Consider the following 15,270-nt stretch of genomic DNA (forward strand, 5'->3'; position numbering starts at 1 on the left):
CCGGGGGACCCGACCGGCCTGCTGGTCACGCAGATCACATTCCGGTCGCTGTCCGCGCCCCGGTCGGTAGGGTGCCGGTACGTGGCCTCACCGTTAGCGGTCCTTACCGGCAATCGTGACTTCCGTCGGCTGCTCAGCGCCGAGCTGGTGATGTTCGGTGCCGACTGGTTCGTCATGGTCCCGCTGCTGGTGCTGTTGCCGGAGTTGACCGGCAGCGGTGTCTGGGGAGCTCTGGTTCTCGCCGCCGACACCGGCATCCACGCCCTGATGCTGCCGTTCACCGGGACGTTGGCCGACCGGTTCGACCGCCGACGCATTCTGATCCTGGCGAACCTTGCGGCGGTGGTGGCCGTACTGCTACTGCTCGGGGTGCGTTCGTCGGGCACCGCCTGGCTCGCGTTGGCCGCCGTGGCCGCGCTCGCCGTGGCGAAGTCGTGCTACTCGCCCGCCGCCCAGGCCGCGCTGCCGAACGTGGTGTCGGCCGAGGAACTGCCCAGTGCCAACGTGTTCGCCGGCTCCGCGTGGGGCACGATGGCGATCGTCGGCGCGTCGCTCGGTGGCCTGGTCAGCGCTGCCGTCGGCCCGTACACCTGCTTCTGGATCGCGGCGGGCGCGCTGCTGGTGGCGGCCGGCTTCACCGTCACCATCCGCCGGCCGATGCAGGCCCCACGGGACAGCGCCGAACCGGCGTTGCGCACCCTGGCCGCGATCCGCGAGACCCTGGTCTACATCGGTCGCCGCCCGCAGGTGCTGGCCCTGGTGACCGCCAAGAGCGCGGTCGGCCTCGGTAACGGCGTGCTGACGTTGTTCCCGCTGCTCGCCGGCGTGTACGGGGTCGGTGCGATCGGCACCGGGCTGCTGTTCGCGGTGCGCGGTGCCGGTGCGGTGGTGGGGCCGCTGCTCATGCGTCCGGTGCTCAACCGGCGGCGCTGGCTGCTGACCGCGTTGGCGGCCTCGATGTCGGTGTACGGGTTGTCCTACACCGGTATCGCGTTGATCAGCTGGTTCCCGCTGGTGCTGGCGCTGGTGTTCCTGGCGCACCTGGGGGGCGGCAGCAACTGGGTGCTGTCCAACTTCGCCCTGCAGGCCGTCGTGCCGGACCGGTTGCGCGGCCGGGTGTTCGCCGCCGACCTGATGCTGGCGACGCTGGCGATCTCGGTCAGTCAGCTGGTGGTGGCCGCCGTGATCGACACGGTGGACATCCGGGTCATCCTGGCCGGCTGTGGCCTGGTGACCGTGACGTACGCCATCGGCTGGTGGCTGGTGACCCGGCGGCTGCCGCTGGCGGTGGCCCCCGCCGAGACCCGGTGATTCCGGCGGATCCGGTCCCGGCACCCGTCTGCTAGCATCATGATATCACTTTGATAGTGCGGTTTCGCGGGCGAGGAGCAGTCATGGAACGGTCGGTCTTCCGGGTGTCGGGCTTTCTGGCGGTCGGCGTGCTGCTGGCACTCGGCGCGGTCGTCGCGCTGCCCGTGCTGCTCACCGTCGGTTCCTCGGTCACCGGCGCCGACGCGGCCGCGATCGTCGTACCGGCGGCGCTGTACGCGGCCGTGGTCGCCGTCGCCGCCACCGGCTTCGCCGTGGTCAACCCCAACGAGGCGCAGGTCGTGCAGTTCTTCGGCCGCTACCTCGGCACCATCAGGGTCGCCGGTCTGCACTGGACGTGGCCGTTGACCGCGCGCCGGCGGGTCACCCTGCGGGTGCGCAACTTCGAGACCGACCGGCTCAAGGTCGCCGACGCCGACGGCAACCCGGTCGAGATCGCCGCGGTCGTCGTCTGGCGGGTCGTCGACTCGGCGAACGCTGTCTTCTCGGTCGACGACCACGTCGCCTACGTCGCGGTGCAGGCCGAGGCGGCCGTACGCCACCTGGCCACCAGCTACCCGTACGAGGCGCACGACAGCGGCCGGGCCAGCCTGCGCGACGGCAGCGTCGTCGCCGAGGAGCTGACCGCCGAGCTGCGCGAGCGGGTCGAGCTGGCCGGCGTCGAGGTGCTGGAGTCCCGGGTGACCCACCTCGCGTACGCGGCCGAGATCGCCCACGCGATGCTCGCCCGGCAGCAGGCCGCAGCGGTCGTCGCGGCCCGGTTCCGCATCGTCGAGGGCGCGGTGGGCATGGTCTCCAACGCCCTGGAACGCCTGCGGGACGAGCACGTCATCGACCTCGACGAGGAGCGCAAGGCCCAGATGGTGGCCAACCTGCTGGTCGTGCTCTGCGGTGACCGGTCGGTGCAGCCGGTGGTCAACACGGGATCTCTCTACAGCTGAGGCGGTTGCGGCTGATGGCCGAACGCAAGAAGCTACTGCTGCGGCTCGATCCGGCGGTCCACGAGGCGATGGCCAAATGGGCCGCCGACGACCTGCGTAGCGTCAACGCCCAGATCGAGTACGCGCTGCGGCTCGCGCTGCGCTCGGCCGGTCGTGCCGTCGGCGGTGGTCGCGCCGGCGACTCAGCGGCCGGTACCTCGAGCGGCGGCGAGCTGCCGGACCAGGACCAGCAGGCCGGCGAGGAGCAGCCCTAGCCCGACGGCGTCGAGCACGGTGGTCAGGCCGCCCACCAGCGCCGAGACCAGCCCGACCTGGTTCGCCGAGGCGCTGCCGTCGACGAACACCGGCAGGTACGCCGACCAGACGATGCCGACCGCCACGGCGGCCAACAGGACGACCAGACCGCTGAGCGCCAGTCCGCCGCCCCGCCCGGTCACCGCCGTACGCCGCAGCATCAGCAGCACCACGCCCGTCACCAGCACCGCGATCACCGGCAGCCGGACCGCCACCTGGATCGCCAGGTAGCCGGGGTCGATCCCGCCGCTCGTGCCGAACTCCATGCCAGTCATCCTCCTGCCGCCCCGACCTGCCGCACCCTAGCGTCGGCGGGCAAGCCGCGCCCCTAGCATGGTGCGATGGCTATCAGCTTCGTTCCCGGGCCGGTGACCGTACGGGTCCCGGCGACCAGCGCCAACCTCGGTCCCGGGTTCGACGCGCTCGGGCTGGCCCTGGGGCACCACGACGAGGTGACCGCCCGGGTGACCGCCGGCGGCTGCCGGGTCGAGGTCTCCGGTGAAGGGGCCGGCGAGTTGCCGGTCGACGACAGCCACCTGGTGGTACGGGCCATGTACGCCACCTTCGACGCCCTCGGCGCCCGCCCGCCCGGCCTGGCGCTGAGCTGTGTCAACCGGATCCCGCAGGCCCGGGGGATGGGCTCGTCGTCGGCGGCGATCGTGGCCGGCGTACAGCTTGCCCGTGGCCTGTCCGTCGGCGGCATGCAGGCCCTGGACACCGCCGCCGCGCTGCGGATCGCCGCGGACCTGGAGGGTCACCCCGACAACGTGGCACCCTGCCTGCTGGGCGGGTTCACCATCGCCTGGACGGCGGCCGACGGCGCGCACGCCGTCGCGTTGCCGGTGGCACCGGACCGGGCGGTGACGGTCTTCGTGCCGACCGGCCGGGGGCTCACCGAGGTGGCGCGGGCGGCGCTGCCGCCGACGGTGCCGCACGCCGACGCCGCGTTCAACGCCGGCCGGTCCGCGCTGCTGGTGCATGCGATCACCGCCGATCCGGCGCTGCTGCTGGCCGCCACCGAGGACCGGCTGCACCAGGAGTACCGGGCGGCCGGGATGCCGGCCAGCGCCGACCTGGTCGCCCGGTTGCGCGCCGCCGGGGTGGCCGCGGTGATCAGCGGAGCGGGGCCCAGTGTGCTGGCGCTGACCGACGTGCCGGGTGATTTCTGTCCGGGAATGGACTGGCAGAGTCAGACGTTGCTGGTAGACGTTGCCGGAGCGCAGATCGAAGGCGCTATAGTGGGACACGCCGAGCGGGACCCTGTTGCCGCAGGTCGGAAGAGTTGATTACGCTCTAGGCCAAGCACAGCCGCGAAGCACGCGATCTCCTGCGGGGCGGCGCACCCCCGAAGCTATCGGCGGTAAGCCCGTCTCACCCCTGCCTAGGCCTCCGCCAAACCGCAGTCTCCACGGATCGCTGCAGACGCTGAGACCTGCTCACCGAGGCTGGTGTGGCGGATCCGGCGAGCTGCGCGAAGACTCCCGCGACGTGTCATGCGAGGCGGGTGCACCGAGGCCACCCGGCCACCTGGCTGTTCGATCCGGGTTGCCCGGCCTTATCGAGGGAAGGAATCCATTGAGCGACACCACCGACGTGACGTCGGATGTCTCCAACGTCGCTGACGACACCACCGCTGCTCCTGCCCGCCGACGGCGGTCCGGCACCGGGCTGTCCGCGATGCTGCTGCCTGAGTTGCAGAGCCTCGCCGCGTCGCTCGGCATCTCCGGTACCGCCCGGATGCGCAAGAGCGAGTTGATCGCGGCGATCTCCGAGCGCCAGGCCGGTGGCGGTGCCCCGCGGCCACGTGCCGAGGTCGCCGCGGCGACCGCACCCCCTCGGGACGAGGTGCGCGCCGAGGTGCGTGCCGAGCCGGAGCGCCGAGACAGCGGCGGCGGCGAGCAGCTCGCGATCGTCGAGGAGCCGCCGGCGCGGGAGCGGGGCACCCGTCGGGGCCGGTCGAGTCGGGCGGCGGCGCAGGAGCCGCGGACCGACGAGCCGGAGACCGCGACGGCGACCGCTCCGGCCGAGCCGGGTGAGCGGGAGCGCGGCGACGCGCGCGCCGACCGGTCCGGTGACGGCCGTAACGGTCGGGACCGGGGCGAGCGCGGCGAGCGCAACGACCGGGGTGACCGCAACGACCGCAACGAGCGCAACGACCGTGGCGAGGGTCGGGACCGTAACGACCGTAACGACCGTAACGACCGTAACGACCGCAACGAGGGTCGGGACCGGGGCGACCGGGGGCCACGGGACAGCGACGACGACGGCGACGGCGACGGCGGTGGCCGGCGCGGGCGGCGCAGCCGGTTCCGCGACCGTCGGCGGCGGGGGGACCGCGGTGAGGGCGGTGGCGGCGACAGCGGCGGTGGCCGTGAGCCGCAGGTGGCCGAGGACGACGTCCTGGTGCCGGTCGCGGGCATCCTCGACGTCCTGGACAACTACGCGTTCGTACGCACCACCGGCTACCTGTCCGGGCCGAACGACGTCTACGTGTCCATGTCGCAGGTCAAGAAGTACGGCCTGCGTCGTGGTGACGCGGTCACCGGCGCGGTGCGGGCCACCCGGGACGGCGAGCAGCGGCGCGACAAGTACAACCCGCTGGTCCGGCTGGACACGATCAACGGCATGGAGCCGGACGAGGCGCGGCGGCGGCCGGAGTTCTACAAGCTCACCCCGCTCTACCCGCAGGACCGGTTGCGGCTGGAGACCGAGCCGCACATCCTCACCACCCGCGTCATCGACCTGGTGATGCCGATCGGCAAGGGGCAGCGGGCGCTGATCGTCTCCCCGCCGAAGGCGGGCAAGACGATGGTGTTGCAGGCGATCGCCAACGCGATCACCCACAACAACCCCGAGTGCCACCTGATGGTCGTCCTGGTCGACGAACGGCCCGAAGAGGTCACCGACATGCAGCGGTCGGTGAAGGGCGAGGTCATCGCGGCCACGTTCGACCGGCCGCCGCAGGACCACACCACCGTCGCCGAGCTGGCGATCGAGCGGGCCAAGCGCCTGGTCGAGCTGGGGCACGACGTCGTGGTCCTGCTCGACTCGGTGACCCGGCTGGGCCGCTCGTACAACCTGGCGGCACCGGCCAGCGGCCGGATCATGTCCGGTGGTATCGACTCGACGGCGCTCTACCCGCCGAAGCGGTTCCTCGGTGCGGCGCGCAACATCGAAAACGGTGGGTCGTTGACCATCCTGGCCACCGCACTGGTCGAGACCGGTTCCATGATGGACACGGTGATCTTCGAGGAGTTCAAGGGCACCGGCAACGCCGAGCTCAAACTCGACCGCAAGATCGCCGACAAGCGGGTCTTCCCGGCCATCGACATCCACCCTTCCGGCACCCGCAAGGAGGAGATCCTGCTCGCGCCGGAGGAGCTGGCGATCACCCACAAGCTCCGCAAGGTGCTGCACTCGCTGGACTCGCAGGGCGGTCTCGACCTGTTGCTGGACCGGCTCAAGCAGAGCCGGACCAACATCGAGTTCCTGATGCAGATCGCCAAGTCGACGCCGGGGGAGTGACTCCGGCACCGACCGCGTCCGGTGCGGGAATCGCCCGGGCGCGTCGGGCGTTACGTCCGGCGGTACGACGTGCCGGTCGCGGCGGGTGGCACTGCCCGCCCGCCGCGATCCGGCACCGTGACACATGGCAGACTGGTCGACGGCCAGGGTTCCGGTTCACGCCCGAGTCGACCCGCACACCGGTGCGGGCGATGCCGACGGCGACCCGGCGACCGACGATGAGAGGACCTCACCCATGAAGAAGGACATTCACCCGCAGTACGTGACCACCGAGGTCACCTGCTCCTGCGGCGCCTCGTTCACCACCCGCAGCACCGCCTCCAGTGGCAAGATCCACGTCGAGACCTGCAGCGCCTGCCACCCGTTCTACACCGGCAAGCAGCGCGTCCTCGACACCGCGGGTCGGGTGGCCAAGTTCCAGCAGAAGTACGCGAAGGTCCAGGCCAAGAAGGCCAAGTAGCGCTCCGTACGACGCCCGCTGCCCGTCACCACGACGGGGGCGGGCGTCGCGGTGTCTGCAGACGGGTTCACGGGTGTCCGCTCGGTGAAGGAGTCACGGGTATGAGCAGCGAACGCCTCGCCGGGCTTCTCGACGAGTATGCCGAGCTGGAACGGCAGCTGGCGGATCCGGGCCTGCACGCCGACCAGGTCACCGCCCGCCGGGTCGGCCGCCGATTCGCCGAGCTGGCCCCGCTGCACAAGGCCGCCGACGAGCTCGCCCAGGCCCGGGCCGACCTGGTCGCCGCCCGGGAACTCGCCGGTGAGGATGCGAGCTTCGCCGCCGAGGCCGAGGCGATCGCGGCCAGCCTGGCGGGCCTGGAGGCCCGCCTCGCCGAACTGCTCATCCCCCGCGACCCGCACGACGCCAAGGACGTCATCGTCGAAATCAAAGCGGGCGAGGGCGGCGAGGAGTCGGCGCTGTTCGCCGGCGACCTGCTGCGGATGTACGTGCGGTACGCCGAACGACGCGGCTGGCAGGTCGAGGTGCTCGACTCGCAGGACTCCGACCTGGGCGGCGTCAAGGACGTCTCCCTCGCCGTGAAGTCACGCGGCGTACCGGAGGGCGGCAACGGCGTCTGGTCCCGCCTGAAGTGGGAGGGCGGGGTGCACCGGGTGCAGCGGGTGCCGGTCACCGAGTCGCAGGGTCGCATCCACACCAGCGCGGCCGGCGTACTCGTGCTGCCCGAGGCGGAGGAGGTCGACGTCACCGTCGACCCGAACGAGCTGCGCATCGACGTGTTCCGTTCGTCCGGCCCCGGCGGCCAGTCGGTCAACACCACCGACTCGGCGGTCCGGATCACCCACCTGCCGACCGGGATCGTGGTCTCCTGCCAGAACGAGAAGAGCCAGCTGCAGAACCGGGAACAGGCGATGCGGATCCTGCGTGCCCGGATGCTCGCCGCGGCTCAGGAGCAGGCCGACGCGGTGGCCTCCGACGCCCGCCGCTCCCAGGTGCGCACCGTCGACCGCTCGGAACGGATCCGCACCTACAACTTCCCGCAGAACCGGATCACCGACCACCGGATCGGCTACACCGCGTACAACCTGGACCTGGCGCTCGGCGGAGAACTCGACGGCGTCCTGGACGCTCTCGCCGAGGCGGACCGGGCGGCCCGGCTCGCCGGCGACACCGAACTGGGCCGCCGCTGACCTGCCCCCGGAGCCGGTCCCGGAGCGGGTGCCTGCCGGGCTTTCAACGGAGCGGATGCGGGTGCTGGCGGGTGGCGCGCATCTGTCTGGTGGCGACGTCGAAGGCGCGGCTGAGTGCGTCCCGCAGCGCCGGCCCGGTCCCGTCGACCTCGGCCCAACCGACACTGACCCCGACCGGGGTGCCCGGCACCAGCGACTCCCACTCCTCGCCGGCCACCGCCTCGGTGATCCGCCGGGCCACCTCGGCGGCCTCGACCCGGCCGGCACCCGGCAGCACCACGACGAACTCGTCACCGCCGAAGCGGGCCACGAAGTCACCCCGACGCATCACCCGGTTGATCACCCCGGCGACGCGCTGCAGCACCAGGTCCCCGGAGTGGTGACCGTGCACGGTGTTCACCGACTTGAAGCCGTCGAGGTCGCAGATCATCACCATGGCCCGGTCGGCGCGGCCGGCCAGGTCCGACACGTACCGGTCGAGTTGGCGGCGGTTGGCCAGCCCGGTCAGCGGATCGGTGAGCGCCTCCGCGGTGTACTGCGCCGTGGTGCGGCGCATCTCCTCGTGGTCGAGCCGGGCGGCGATGCCGTCGACGTACATGTCGCGGAGCCGGTCGTTGCGGCGGTTGGCCAGGCGGAACGCGTACCGGTCGGCGTCGTGCGCCGCCACGTGGTCGCCACAGCGGGTGTACGCGACGCTGCGCAGCCGGGCGGACTCGGCCGCGCCGAGCGTCTCGGCCGACACCATCGCCGTGTCCAGCCGGGTCAACGCCTCCGCCGACCGGTCGGCGGCGATCGCCAGGCAGACCGCGCCGAGCTGCCGCAGGTCCCGGGCGCGGGCGCTGTCCCCGCCGTCGATCATCAGGCGGGTGGCCTCGGGCGCGCCGGCGGGCAGCCGGGCCGGCTCGCCGAGCGCCGCCAGCCGGGCCAGGGCGTACCCGTACGCCACCCGGCTGCTCGGCCGCAGCAGGTGGGTCCGCCCGGTGGTGACGAACTTGACCAGGTCGGTGCCGATGTCCCGGAGCACCCGCAGACAGCCGTCGGTGTCGCCGTGATGGTCCAGTGCGACCGCGTTGCGCAGCCTGATGGCCGGCGCGGCGAAGGTCTCCTCGGCGATGCCGGTGGCGTTGCCGAGTTGGCGGGCGCGCTCGATCGCGCTCAACGCGTGTCCGTGGAAGCTCAGGTAGGAGTAGGCCATCGCCAGGTCGTGCCAGCCCCAGGCGGTCTCCCGGTCTACGTCCGGCGCCGTGCCCAACGCCCGGGAGGCCTGCACCAGGTGCGTCACGCACCGGTCGAACGCACCCTGGTGGTGGGCGGCCAGCGCGGCCAGGGCGTGCAGGTGGCCGTGCAGGTAGGGCTCGGCGATGTCGCGGGCGGCCTCGAAGGCGTGGTCCACCGCCGCCGCGTACTCGGCGGAACGGCCCAGGTTCAGCAGCGCGGAGAGGCGCTGCACCAGGGCGTCGGCCCGCACGTACGGATCGTCGCTGGTGCGGATCACCTGCTCGAAGGCGACGCAGGCTTCAGCCGATCGGCTGCTCTCCATCAGTGTCCGGGCCTGCATCAGGGCCTCGGCCTGGTCGGTGAGCCGGTCGACCCAACCCACGCACAACCTCCCTGGGGGCCCGCTGGAACCTGGCGCGCGACGCACACCGGGGACGTTCCGTGGACCGCTGTCACGGACGTCCGGGTGGACGCTCCATGATTATGTCGTGAACCGCTTGTCAGAAAACACCTCCGGGATCCCGGATCGACGGCCGATTTCGACGGTGTTGACCGCTGCGACCGCCCGGCTGGCCGCCGCCGGGGTGCCGTCCGCCCGGGTGGACGCGGAGCTGATCGCCGCCTCGGTGCTGGGAACCACCCGCAGCCGACTGGCGCTGAGCAGCGGCTTCACTCCCATCGACGAGGCCCGCTTCGATGAGCTGGTGTCCCGGCGGGTGGCCCGGGAGCCGGTGCAGCATCTCACCGGATCGGCACCGTTTCGTTATCTGGAGCTCGCGGTGGGTCCCGGGGTGTTCGTTCCCCGGCCGGAGACCGAGGTGCTCGCCGGCATGGTCGTCGACGCGGTGCGCGCCCCGGCCGTCGACGCCCCGGCCGGTGACGCCCCGACCGTCGTCGACCTCTGCAGCGGCAGCGGCGCGGTGGCGCTCGCGGTGGCTCACGAGGTGCCGGGAGCGCGGGTGGTCGCGGTGGAGCGGTCCACCGCCGCGCTGGCGTGGTTGCGCCGCAACGCCGCGACGCAAGCGGCGGCCGGGGACCGGCCGATCGAGGTGGTGGGCGGTGACGTCACCGACCCTGGGCTGCTCGCCGAGCTGACCGGCCGGGTGGACGTGGTCGTCTGCAATCCGCCGTACGTGCCGGAGGCCACCCCGGTGCCGCCGGAGGTCGCCGGACACGATCCGGCGGAGGCCGTCTTCGGCGGCCCGGACGGGTTGGCGGTGATCCGTCCGGTGGTGGGGTTGGCAGCCACGCTGCTGCGCGCCGGCGGCCTGTTCGCCGTCGAACACGACGACAGCCACGCGGCCGCGGTCGGCGCGCTGATCGCCGCCGATCGGCGGTTCGTCGACGTGACCGGGCACCGGGACCTGGCCGGTCGACCCCGGTTCGGCACGGCCCGTCGGGCGGCGCCGACCGCCGGTACGGGCTGAGACGGCCGGCGCTGCTGGCCGGGGCGACCGCCGGTACGGGCTGATCGGTGCGGATCAGGCTGCGGGCACGTGGCAGACTGGCTCACCGTGATGCTCTATGACTGCCGGTCCGCCGCCGACCGCGACAAAGGTATCGCCGCGGCGATCGAGGCGGTCAAGAACGGCGAGCTGGTCGTGTTGCCCACCGACACGGTGTACGGGGTCGGTGCCGACGCCTTCACTTCGTACGCGGTCACCGCGTTGCTCAACGCCAAGGGCCGGGACCGGCAGATGCCGCCGCCGGTGCTGGTCGGCTCCCGGCACACCCTCGACGGTCTGGTGCTGATCCTGCCGCAGACCGCCCGGGACCTCGCCGACGCCTTCTGGCCGGGGGCGTTGACGATGATCGTGGAGCACGCGCCGAGCCTGAACTGGGATCTGGGCGAGACCAACGGCACGGTCGCGGTCCGGATGCCACTGCACCCGGTGGCGCTGGAGGTGCTGCGGGAGACCGGCCCGATGGCGGTGTCGTCGGCGAACAAGACCGGTCGGCCGCCGGCGGTGACCGCCGCCGAGGCCCGCGATCAGCTCGGCTACTCGGTACGGGCCTACCTGGAGGCGGGGCCGTGTCCGGACCCGGTGCCGAGCACCATCGTCGACCTCACCGGGGACACCCCCCGGGTGGTACGGGCCGGCGCGCTGCCGATCGAGAAGCTGCGTGACGTGGTGCCGGACATCATCGGTACGGAGTCCTGAGTGCCGCCGTTCACCGTTCTCCACGTCTGCATGGGCAACATCTGTCGGTCGCCGATGGCCGAACGCCTGCTGGTGCTCGCGGTCGCCGAACGGCTCGACCGGTTGCCGCCGACGGCCGGGACGTCGGCGGTGGAGGAGCTGCTGCACAGCCACAGCGCCGGCACCGGCGGCTGGCACGCCGGCGAGGAGATGAACCCGCCGGCCGCCCGCCAGGTGATCGGCCGAGGTGGTGACACCGACGGGTTCGCCGCCCGCAAGCTGCGGTCCGATCAGATCGACGCCGCCGACCTGATCCTCACCGCCACCGCCGACCAGTTGGAGTACGTCGTGGCGCTGCGGCCGGACGCCGCCGACCGCACCTTCGTGCTCGGCGAGTTCGGTCGGCTGCTGCCGGCGGTGGATGTCACGGCGCTGCCGGCCGTCGCGCCGAACCCGGAGGCGGTGTACGCGCGGGGTGTGGCGTTGGTGGCGGCGGTCGCCGCCGTGCGCGACGACGCCGGTCCACAGCCTGGTGACGATCTGGACGATCCGTGGGGGCGGGGCGACCACACCTTCGCGCGGGTCGCCGACGAGATCGAGGAGACGGTGGGGGCGCTGAGCGTGGCGCTGCTGCCCTGAGCCCGTCGGACGGAGGCGATCGGAGTGGACGTGCCGGTCCGCGGGGTGCGGCGGTGATGGCCGTACGGCTGCGGCACCTGCCGGTGCCGTTGCTGGTGTCGGCGGTGCTGCTGGCGGTGCTGACCGCCGTCGGTGCCGGCCTCGACGGTGCGCCGGGTGCGCTCGGGGCGGCCGCCGGGGTGCTGCTGGTGGTGGTCAGCTACGTGGCGTCGTCGTTGGCGCTGGCCTGGGCGGACTCGGTGCATCCCCGGATGGTGCTCAGTGTGGGGCTGCTCACGTACAGCCTGAAGTTCGCGGTCCTGGGCGCGGCGGTGTTCGCGGTGGCGGCGTCGGACTGGGCCGGGCAGCGGATGCTCGCGGTGGCGATCATCGTCGGCACTGTCGCGTGGATCACCGCCCAGGTGTGGTGGACGTGGCGGGCCCGGATCCCGTACGTCGAGATCGACCCGCGCTGACCGTCGCGCCGTCGCCCGAGGAAGCCTGGTCCACGTACCGCCATCGTCGAGGGTATTTCACGGATTTGTCGGCAAATATCGGTACGATCGGCAGGTTCGTGCCACGCCGTGACAGGCGTGCTGCGGGGAGTGGATACCGGCGGGCCCGGAAGAGGAGTACCGTGTGCTCCCATCTGAGGTGCCACCGGGTCGCCCACACAACGAGGGTTGTGCGGGGGGTGACGCACAGCCTCCATCGTTGCCCTGATATGTTTCCGGCGTCATGGCCGGTGAACCACCTTCTGAACCCGCAGGTCCCTCGGGGGCCGACACGGGGTTCGCCGCGCTCGGCTACCTACTCGGCGGGATGGCTGTGTGGGGCGGGGCGGGGTGGCTCGTCGACCGTTGGCTGGACCTGCCCAACGTCGGGCTGCTGATCGGGCTGATCGGCGGGACGGCGGCCGGGGTCTACCTGACCGTTAAGAAGCTGGGCGCGTGAACCAGGCCCGACCGACGGAGGATGCGCGTTGATTGAGCAGCCGACCGTTCTCGCCGCGGAGTTCCCTCCCGGCGTGGATGCCTTCGACTTTCGCAGCCTGATCCCGGGGCTGGACGGTACCGCCTGGGCGGCCGCCTTCACCAAGATCACGCTGCTGCTCTGGATCGCCGCCGCGCTGGTGATGATCTTCTTCCTGGTGACGTACCGCAGCCCGAAGCTGGTGCCGACCAAGGGCCAGTGGCTGGCCGAGTCGGTGTACGGCATGGTGCGCGACAACATCGCCCGGGACGTGATCGGCAAGGACGGCGTGCGGTTCGCGCCGTACCTCACGGTGCTGTTCTGCTTCATCCTGCTCAACAATCTCTGGGGCATCGTTCCGTTCGCCCAGATCTCGCCGATGTCGCACATCGCCTTCCCGATGGTGCTCGCGGTGATCAGCTGGCTGATGTACATCGGGCACGGCATCGCCAAGTGGGGCTTCGTCGGCTACATCAAGCACTCCTGCTGGGTCTCCGGCGCGCCGCTGTGGGTGCAGCCGATCCTGGTGCCGATCGAGTTCGTCTCGAACCTGATTCTGCGGCCCGTCACGCTGGCAGTCCGGCTCTTCGCGAACATGTTCGCCGGCCACATGATCCTGCTGGTCTTCGTCCTCGGTGGCGTGGCGCTGTTCCAGGCCGACAGTCTGTTCATCAAGCCCATCGCCGTCCTGAGCTGGGGCATGGCGATCGTGATGACCTTCTTCGAGTTCGGCATCATGATCCTCCAGGCCTACGTGTTCACCCTGCTCAGCGCGACCTACCTGCAGCACTCCCTGGCCGAGTCGCACTGATCCCGGCCCCCTGATCGGCACACGTCCGCAGTGCGTCACGCGGGCGACAACTGAACATTCACCTAAACGTGCGCGTGATGGACACGCGTTCAACGCAGGAGGAAAACAACCATGGAGATCACCGGCAACCTGAACGCCATCGGCTACGGCATCGCCGCCCTGGGCCCCGGCATCGGCGTCGGTCTGGTGTTCGCCGCCTACATCCAGGCGACCGCCCGCCAGCCGGAGAGCGCCGGCCTGACCCGGGTCTACATGTTCATGGGCTTCGCCGTGATCGAGGCGCTCGCCCTGCTCGGTCTGGTGCTCGCGTTCGCACTCTAAGACGACCGGCGAGGTCTGACTCGGTGACCGGCAGCGCGAGCGCCGGTCCGGGCGAAGGGAAGTGTCCATGTACGAAGAAGTCACGTACATAGCCGCGGAAGAGGGCGGGAACATCCTGCTCCCACCGCTGTCCGAGATCATCGTCGGTCTGATCGCCTTCGGTCTGCTCGTCGCCGTCCTGCTGAAGTTCGTGTTCCCGCGGATGGAAGCCATGTACCAGGCGCGGGTCGAGGCGATCGAGGGCGGGATCAAGCGGGCCGAGGCCGCCCAGGCCGAGGCGAACCAGCTGCTGGAGCAGTACAAGGCCCAGCTGGCCGAGGCGCGTACCGACGCGGCCCGCATCCGTGACGACGCCCGGGCCGACGCCGAGGGCATCCGACAGGACATCCTCGCCAAGGCGCGGGAGGAGTCCGACCGGATCATCGCGGCCGGCAAGGAGCAGCTCGCCGCCGAGCGGCAGACCATCGTCCGGGAGCTGCGTGCCGAGGTCGGCACGCTCGCGGTCGACCTGGCCGGTCGGATCGTCGGCGACGCGCTCGCCGACGAGGCCCGCCGTAAGGGCACCGTCGAGCGGTTCCTGGCCGACCTGGAAAGCACGGGAGCCCGCTGATGCAGTCCGCCACCAGCCGGGAGTCCTACGCGGCGGTGACCGGCCGACTGGTCGGCTACGTCGCCGGTGCCACGCCGGCGGCGGTCGCCAGCACGGCCGACGAGATCCTTTCCGTGGCCGACCTGCTGCGCCGTCAGCCCCGGCTGCGGCGGGCGTTGGCCGACCCGGCCCGCCCCGCCGACGACCGGATCGGGCTGCTGCGCGGCTTGCTCGACGGCAAGGTCGGCGCGGACAGTGTCGACCTGCTCAGCGCCGTCGTCGCGGCCCGCTGGTCGGCGCCGTCGGAGCTGCTCGACGCCACCGAACGACTCGGCGTCGACGCGGCGCTGTCCGGTGCCGAGTCCGCCGGCGAGCTGGCCGAGGTGGAGGACGAGCTGTTCCGCTTCGGCAAGATCATCGACGGTGACCCGCAGCTGGGTGCCGTGGTGGGTGACGTCACCGTACCCGCCGACCGGCGGGTCGAACTGGTGCACACGCTGCTCACCGGCAAGGCGCTGCCGGCCACGGTGCGCCTGGCCGAGCAGGCTGTCCGTGGCTTCGGTGGCCGGTCCGTCGGGGCCGGGCTGAACCGTCTGGTCGAGATGGCCGCCGCCCGACGCGACCAGCAGGTCGCGCACGTCACGGTCGCCGCCCCCCTGACCGATGCCGAGGAGCAGCGGTTGGGCGCCACGCTGGCCGGAATGTACGGTCGGGAGGTCTCCGTCAAGTTGACGGTCGACCCTGCCGTACTCGGCGGGATGAGCGTACGGATCGGCTCCGACCTGTACGACGGCACCGTGCGGCGCCGCCTCATCGACACCCGCAAGGCGCTCGCCGGGCGCTGAATCAGTCCATGCCGTT

General features: G+C 71.7%; 18 protein-coding genes. 16 read left to right on the forward strand and 2 right to left on the reverse strand.

What is annotated here, in order from left to right:
- The first annotated feature begins 81 nt into the window (after window positions 1-81).
- The 3 genes from O7608_RS11235 (at window position 82) to O7608_RS11245 (ending at window position 2,524) form a co-directional block, all read left to right on the forward strand.
- A complete protein-coding gene (locus tag O7608_RS11235; RefSeq protein WP_289209897.1) occupies window positions 82-1,311 on the forward strand; it encodes an MFS transporter in 1,230 nt (409 codons plus the stop codon).
- Between the two features lie 83 nt (window positions 1,312-1,394).
- Window positions 1,395-2,270 (forward strand): SPFH domain-containing protein, encoded by an 876-nt coding sequence (locus O7608_RS11240; protein ID WP_289209898.1) that lies wholly within the window; start codon window positions 1,395-1,397, stop codon window positions 2,268-2,270.
- A 14-nt stretch (window positions 2,271-2,284) separates the two neighbouring features.
- Window positions 2,285-2,524 (forward strand): type II toxin-antitoxin system antitoxin, encoded by a 240-nt coding sequence (locus O7608_RS11245; protein WP_289209899.1) that lies wholly within the window; start codon window positions 2,285-2,287, stop codon window positions 2,522-2,524.
- On the opposite strand, the gene O7608_RS11250 is transcribed toward O7608_RS11245, so the two are convergent.
- Window positions 2,453-2,830: a hypothetical protein gene (locus tag O7608_RS11250; RefSeq protein WP_289209900.1), complete on the reverse strand. Its 378-nt coding sequence runs from the start codon at window positions 2,828-2,830 to the stop codon at window positions 2,453-2,455. The two genes, O7608_RS11245 and O7608_RS11250, sit on opposite strands and share 72 nt — an antisense overlap.
- A 75-nt stretch (window positions 2,831-2,905) precedes the next feature.
- On the opposite strand from O7608_RS11250, the gene thrB reads away from it, so the two are divergent.
- The 4 genes from thrB to prfA all read left to right on the forward strand — a co-directional run bounded on the left by thrB (window position 2,906) and on the right by prfA (window position 7,739).
- The gene (gene thrB / locus O7608_RS11255; RefSeq protein ID WP_289209901.1) at window positions 2,906-3,850 is read left to right on the forward strand and encodes a homoserine kinase; all 945 of its coding nucleotides are present in this window, start codon (window positions 2,906-2,908) and stop codon (window positions 3,848-3,850) included.
- A 289-nt stretch (window positions 3,851-4,139) separates the two neighbouring features.
- Window positions 4,140-6,089, forward strand: a complete 1,950-nt coding sequence (gene rho, locus O7608_RS11260) for a transcription termination factor Rho (RefSeq protein ID WP_289209902.1) — start codon at window positions 4,140-4,142, stop codon at window positions 6,087-6,089.
- Between the two features lie 235 nt (window positions 6,090-6,324).
- Window positions 6,325-6,549, forward strand: coding sequence for a 50S ribosomal protein L31 (rpmE, locus tag O7608_RS11265; RefSeq protein ID WP_289209903.1), 225 nt, complete (start codon window positions 6,325-6,327; stop codon window positions 6,547-6,549).
- A gap of 101 nt (window positions 6,550-6,650) precedes the next feature.
- Window positions 6,651-7,739 carry a peptide chain release factor 1 gene (gene prfA, locus O7608_RS11270; protein ID WP_289209904.1) on the forward strand — a complete coding sequence of 363 codons (1,089 nt, stop codon included), beginning with the start codon at window positions 6,651-6,653 and terminating at the stop codon, window positions 7,737-7,739.
- A gap of 43 nt (window positions 7,740-7,782) precedes the next feature.
- Here the strand turns inward: prfA and O7608_RS11275 are convergent, their stop codons facing one another.
- Entirely contained in the window at window positions 7,783-9,339 is a 1,557-nt protein-coding gene (locus O7608_RS11275; RefSeq protein WP_289209905.1) for a GGDEF domain-containing protein, read from the reverse strand.
- A gap of 106 nt (window positions 9,340-9,445) precedes the next feature.
- Here O7608_RS11275 and prmC point away from each other — a divergent pair, with 106 nt between their 5' ends.
- The 9 genes from prmC to O7608_RS11320 all read left to right on the forward strand — a co-directional run bounded on the left by prmC (window position 9,446) and on the right by O7608_RS11320 (window position 15,254).
- Window positions 9,446-10,384, forward strand: coding sequence for a peptide chain release factor N(5)-glutamine methyltransferase (prmC, locus tag O7608_RS11280; protein ID WP_421359616.1), 939 nt, complete (start codon window positions 9,446-9,448; stop codon window positions 10,382-10,384).
- Window positions 10,385-10,474: 90 nt separating this feature from the next.
- Window positions 10,475-11,119, forward strand: a complete 645-nt coding sequence (locus tag O7608_RS11285) for an L-threonylcarbamoyladenylate synthase (RefSeq protein WP_289210858.1) — start codon at window positions 10,475-10,477, stop codon at window positions 11,117-11,119.
- Window positions 11,120-11,737, forward strand: coding sequence for an arsenate reductase/protein-tyrosine-phosphatase family protein (locus tag O7608_RS11290; RefSeq protein WP_289209907.1), 618 nt, complete (start codon window positions 11,120-11,122; stop codon window positions 11,735-11,737). It abuts the gene before it with no gap.
- 56 nt (window positions 11,738-11,793) lie between these two features.
- Window positions 11,794-12,192, forward strand: coding sequence for a Cg1360 family ATP-synthase-associated protein (locus O7608_RS11295; RefSeq protein ID WP_289209908.1), 399 nt, complete (start codon window positions 11,794-11,796; stop codon window positions 12,190-12,192).
- Window positions 12,193-12,538: 346 nt separating this feature from the next.
- Entirely contained in the window at window positions 12,539-12,670 is a 132-nt protein-coding gene (locus O7608_RS11300) for a hypothetical protein (RefSeq protein ID WP_282229072.1), read from the forward strand.
- A gap of 28 nt (window positions 12,671-12,698) precedes the next feature.
- On the forward strand, window positions 12,699-13,499 hold the full coding sequence (gene atpB, locus O7608_RS11305) for a F0F1 ATP synthase subunit A (protein WP_278171190.1): 801 nt from the start codon (window positions 12,699-12,701) through the stop codon (window positions 13,497-13,499).
- 111 nt (window positions 13,500-13,610) lie between these two features.
- Window positions 13,611-13,820, forward strand: coding sequence for an ATP synthase F0 subunit C (gene atpE / locus O7608_RS11310; protein ID WP_278171189.1), 210 nt, complete (start codon window positions 13,611-13,613; stop codon window positions 13,818-13,820).
- 67 nt (window positions 13,821-13,887) lie between these two features.
- Window positions 13,888-14,430, forward strand: a complete 543-nt coding sequence (locus tag O7608_RS11315; RefSeq protein ID WP_282229070.1) for a F0F1 ATP synthase subunit B — start codon at window positions 13,888-13,890, stop codon at window positions 14,428-14,430.
- Entirely contained in the window at window positions 14,430-15,254 is an 825-nt protein-coding gene (locus O7608_RS11320; protein WP_289209909.1) for a F0F1 ATP synthase subunit delta, read from the forward strand. The genes O7608_RS11315 and O7608_RS11320 overlap by 1 nt, the downstream gene beginning before the upstream one ends.
- Window positions 15,255-15,270: the final 16 nt, after the last annotated feature.

This window comes from Solwaraspora sp. WMMA2056, from assembly GCF_030345095.1.
GTDB lineage: Bacteria > Actinomycetota > Actinomycetes > Mycobacteriales > Micromonosporaceae > Micromonospora_E.